The sequence below is a fragment of the Frankia sp. CcWB2 genome, from assembly GCF_977927585.1.
The window spans coordinates 5,052-9,739 of the sequence record NZ_CDWRCM010000049.1; the positions used below are offsets into that span (position 1 = coordinate 5,052).

A 4,688-nucleotide genomic window follows, 5' to 3' on the forward strand; every position below is an offset into this window, starting at 1 on the left:
TGGTCGGCGAAGAATCGGACGCTGCACCGCGCCTCGGGCGCGCCGGTCAACCGCGCGAGCGCACGCGCATGCAGGCGGATCGCCCACGACGGGACGGTCGTCTCCGGCAGGAAGGCCGTCTCCGACGGGACGGGCAGCGGCTCACGAATCACGCCGCCGAGGCTATGCCGACGCGCGCCGGGGCGGCGGACCTCCCGCCTGCTGCTGTCCCCCGCGGAGCACGACCCCGACGCCCCACCGCCCTGACGCGAGTCAGGGCGGTGGGGCATCAGGGACAGACCGACGGCGGTGGCGGAAACCGAAGGGTCGGCCGGGAGAAACCGGGGCCGGGATCCGGGAATCACCCGGGATCGTCAACGATTCCCGGACACGGGTCGTTGGACGCGCTCCTCCTCCAGACGCCTGCCTTCCACCGCGCCGGCGCCGAAGCCGGGAATCGCCAGGCCCTCCAGAGAGGCGGGCGGTCGGGAAACGCCCCGCAGCCGGAACCCCATGGCAATCTTGGTCAGCCCGACCGCCAGGGCCGTGAGGCCCACCCACAGGGCCAGCAGCGGCAGCGAGACCCGCTGGGAACCCACCACCCAGAACGCCGCCCCGATCTCCAACGCACCGACGATCAGCGGCATCCACCACTGGGCCGGGGTGGGCCGGCCCTCCGCCGCGGTGGCGTACTGCCCGGCCGCGGCCTGCTGCTCGGTCCGTCGGGCGACGAACGAGTTGACGACGTCGTAGAGACCCTTGGTCAAGAAGAACCAGGCCGCGATCCGGCCCACCGCCTTGACCGTGGGATCCGGCCAGACCAGCGCCACCACCCCGCCGGCCACGAACAGCACCGCGAGCAGCGCATGGGACCAGCGCCAGTCCCGGGCCGTCGCCGCCGCCGCCAGCAGCTCACTCACCGCGCCGAGGAGCAGGACGATCCCGAGAAGCACGGCGATCGACCGCACCGTGGTCAGATCGAACTGCGGAATGGCCAGCGCGAACAGGGCAAAAGCTGCTCCAACGGCGAGAAAACCAAACCAGGGCACATCTGTGGATCTTTCATGTGTACGACGATCTGAGGCAGTTATGTCGCTCACGATCCTATTCTCCCATCGTCGGTCACCGATACAAGGACCATTGCCGTCAGCTGGCGCTCGACATCACAGGTCAACAAGCTGATGCCCGCCACCCGGCGAACCACGCTTATCCGCTGGACATCATTCCGAACCGACGACGACGCCATATCGCCCGCGGCGCTACTCAACTCCTCCCAGCAGGTGGGTGCCGCGCTGGGGCGGGAGGCAGACCCACCGCTGCCGCCGCCACCACACGACAAGATCACCCATGGGCGGCTGCGGCACCGAACGTCATGGATCGATGACGTAGGCGTAGTGAGGGGTAAGACTTAGGGTAGGCTTTCCTTACTTGTACATTGGCTGGGTGACCCATGCAGGCCCGTCCCTCTCAGGCTCGACTGTGTTCCTCGCCCGCCACCTTGAACGGCACGGTGACCGCACGGCCGTTGTCACGGCTGAGGGCCGACTGTCCTACCGCGAGCTGGCGGCACGCGTCGACGCCGCCGCCGGTCGGCTCGGCGCCGGGCGGCGGCTGGTACTCCTCGCGGCGGTCAACACGATCGACGTCCTCGTCCTGTACCTGGCGGCGCTGTCCGCCGGGCACGCGGTCCTGCTGGTGCCGGGTGACAACGCCGCGTCGACCGACGCCCTGATCACGTCCTATGACCCCGACGTGGTGATCCGCCCCGCCGACACGCGGACGCGGATCCGCGTCGAGCAGCGGCGTGACGGCTCGAAGCACGACCTCCATCCGGACCTCGCGCTGCTGCTGAGCACGTCGGGCTCGACGGGCTCACCGAAACTGGTCCGGCTGTCGTACACGAACCTGCAGGCCAATGCCGAGTCGATCGTCGAGTGCCTCGGCCTTCGCCCCGGCGACCGCGCCGCGACGACCCTGCCCCTGTACTACTGCTACGGGCTGTCGGTCGTGCACAGTCACCTCCTGTGCGGGGCCGGTCTGATCCTGACGTCCCTGTCCGTCGTGGACGCCTGCTTCTGGGACCTCTTCCGGGACGGGCAGGGCACCTCGCTGGCTGGCGTCCCCTACACGTTCGACCTGCTCGACAGGATCGGTTTCGACGCGATGTCGCTGCCGCACCTGCGCTACGTCACGCAGGCCGGCGGTCGACTGGCGCCGGACCGGGACCGGGTGGCCCGCTACGCCGAGCTCGGACGACGCAACGGCTGGGACTTCGTCGTGATGTATGGCCAGACCGAGGCCACGGCGCGGATGGCCTACCTGCCGCCGCACCTCGCGCCGACCCAGCCCCACACCATCGGAGTCCCGGTCCCGGGCGGGTCGTTCCGGCTCGAGCCGCTGGCCGAGAGCACCGACAGCACCGACAGCACCGACAGCACCGAGGATCTGGGGCAGCTCGTCTATTCCGGGCCCAACGTCATGATGGGCTACGCGCGGACGGCCTCGGACCTCGCGCTCGGTCCGACGCTCGACGAGCTGCGCACCGGGGACGTCGCACGCCGCACCGACGACGGCCTGTACGAGATCGTGGGACGGCAGACCAGATTCGCCAAGGTCTTCGGGATCCGGATCGACCTGCAACACGTGGAGGACACCCTCGCCGGCCAGGGGCTCAGCGCCTGCTGCGTGACCGGCGACGACGCCGTCGACGTGATGATCGAGGGCGACCGGGACGCACCTTCGGTCCGCCAGCTGGTCGCGCGGGCCTGCCGGCTGCCGGAGAACACCGTCCGCGTCCACCGCCTGGCCGCCCTGCCCCGCCTGGCCACCGGCAAACCGGACCTGGTTGCGCTGCAGGAGATCGCCCGCGACGCGCGACCGGCGCGCACGACCGCGCCCACCGGACGGGACGGGCCGTCGGACGGAACAGCCGACGTACGTCGGCTGTTCGCCGAGCTGCTTCACCGCGACGATGTCACCGACGACAGCACCTTCGTGAGCCTGGGCGGCGACTCGCTGTCCTACGTGGAACTGTCACTGCGGCTGGAGGACGCCCTCGGACACCTGCCCGCCGGCTGGCACACCATGGCCGTGCGGGACCTGAAGCCGGCCACGCGACCGAAGCGCAGGGCTGGCGGCTCTGGCGGCTCGATCGAGACCAGTCTGCTGCTCCGCGCAGTCGCGATCGTGCTGATCGTCGGGACGCACGCCAACACCTTCGACACCGTCGGCGGCATCCTCGGGGGCGCCCATCTCCTCATCGCCGTCGCCGGCTACAACTTCGCCCGTTTCCACCTGACCGCGGCGCCGCGGCGCGACCGGGTCCGCGGGCTGCTCCGCAGCATCGCGTACCTCGCGGTGCCGAGCATCGTCTTCATCACCGTACTCGTGCTCGTCATGGACGAACACGGACCCGCCAACATCGTGCTGCTCAACAGCGTGTTCGGGCCGGGCCGCGCGGGCCCGCCCTGGGAGTTCTGGTTCATCGAAGCCCTGGTCCAGATCCTGCTGGTCCTCACGGCCCTGCTCGGCGTGCCGGCGTTCGACCGCTGGCAGCGGCGCCGCCCGTGGGCCGTCGCCGCCAGTGTCCTCGCCGCCGGTCTGCTCACCCGCTTCGACGTCGTGGCCCTACCGCCGGGACCACGCCACACCCAGACGTCGGTGGCGGTGCTCTGGCTGTTCGCACTGGGATGGGCCACCGCCGCCGCGACCACGGTATGGCAGCGGCTGGTCCTCACGGCGGCGGCGGCGCTCACCATCCCCGGGTTCTTCGCTGACGCACGCCGGGAGCATGTGGTGCTCGGCGGCGTGCTCCTGCTGGCCTGGACCACGAGCGTCCGCTGCCCACGCCCGCTACGCCGGCTGGCGGGCCTGCTGGCCGGCAGCTCGCTCTACATCTACCTGACCCACTGGCAGGTGTTCCCCCTTCTGCAGGACGACCATCCGGTCCTGGCGCTGCTGGCCTCGCTCACCGTCGGCGTCGCCGCGTGGAAGGTCTCGTTCCATGCCATGGGCCTTCTCGGCCGGCTCACGGCAGGCGTGCCGATCCCGCTCGGCGCCAGGCGTCTGCTCCGCGGTTCGCCCGCCAGCGCCCCCGGCTTATGCCACTCGTCACATTCCACGGCGCTAAGGTAAGCATGAGTTAACTTCTAGACCGATTAGAGGTTCGAGGTCGGTCGGACGTGTCTGTCCAGGTGAAGTGTTCAGGTGGAGGAGCCCGATGGGTTCGATAGGAAGAACCTTGGTCGTGCTGGTGACGGCCACCTGCCTGGCCGGCCTGGCCGGCCTGTCAGCGTGCGGCTCGGGGGACGACGGGAAGACAATCACGCTCTACAACGCGCAGCACCAGGACCTGATGCGGGTGATGGTGGACGCGTTCACCAAGCAGACCGGCATCAAGGTCGAGCTGCGTCGCGGCGGCGACCCCGAGCTGGCGAACCAGATCGTCCAGGAAGGCGACAGCTCGCCGGCGGACGTCTTCGTCACCGAGAACTCGCCGGCCATGACGCTGGTCGACCGCGCCGGCGGCTTCAGCAAACTGGACCGGGCCACCCTGGGCCAGGTGCCTGACCAGTACGTCCCGAGCACCGGCAACTGGGTCGGTTTCGCGGCCCGGTCGACGGTGTTCATCTACAACCGCGGGCAGGTCGCCAAGAACGAGCTGCCCGTGTCGATCATGGACCTGGCGGGACCGGCATGGAAGGGGAAGG

Annotated in this window: 3 protein-coding genes; 2 read left to right on the plus strand and 1 reads right to left on the minus strand. The window is 69.9% G+C overall.

Annotation, left to right across the window (positions count from 1 at the left end; genetic code table 11):
- Positions 1 to 353: 353 nt before the first annotated feature.
- Positions 354 to 1,079: an HdeD family acid-resistance protein gene (locus tag ACY45C_RS07635; RefSeq protein ID WP_462186933.1), complete on the minus strand. Its 726-nt coding sequence runs from the start codon at positions 1,077 to 1,079 to the stop codon at positions 354 to 356.
- Between the two features lie 343 nt (positions 1,080 to 1,422).
- On the opposite strand from ACY45C_RS07635, the gene ACY45C_RS07640 reads away from it, so the two are divergent.
- Positions 1,423 to 4,113 (plus strand): AMP-binding protein, encoded by a 2,691-nt coding sequence (locus tag ACY45C_RS07640; RefSeq protein WP_462186934.1) that lies wholly within the window; start codon positions 1,423 to 1,425, stop codon positions 4,111 to 4,113.
- 85 nt (positions 4,114 to 4,198) lie between these two features.
- Positions 4,199 to 4,688 (plus strand): extracellular solute-binding protein (locus tag ACY45C_RS07645; protein ID WP_462186935.1); only part of this gene is annotated, 490 nt, incomplete at its 3' end.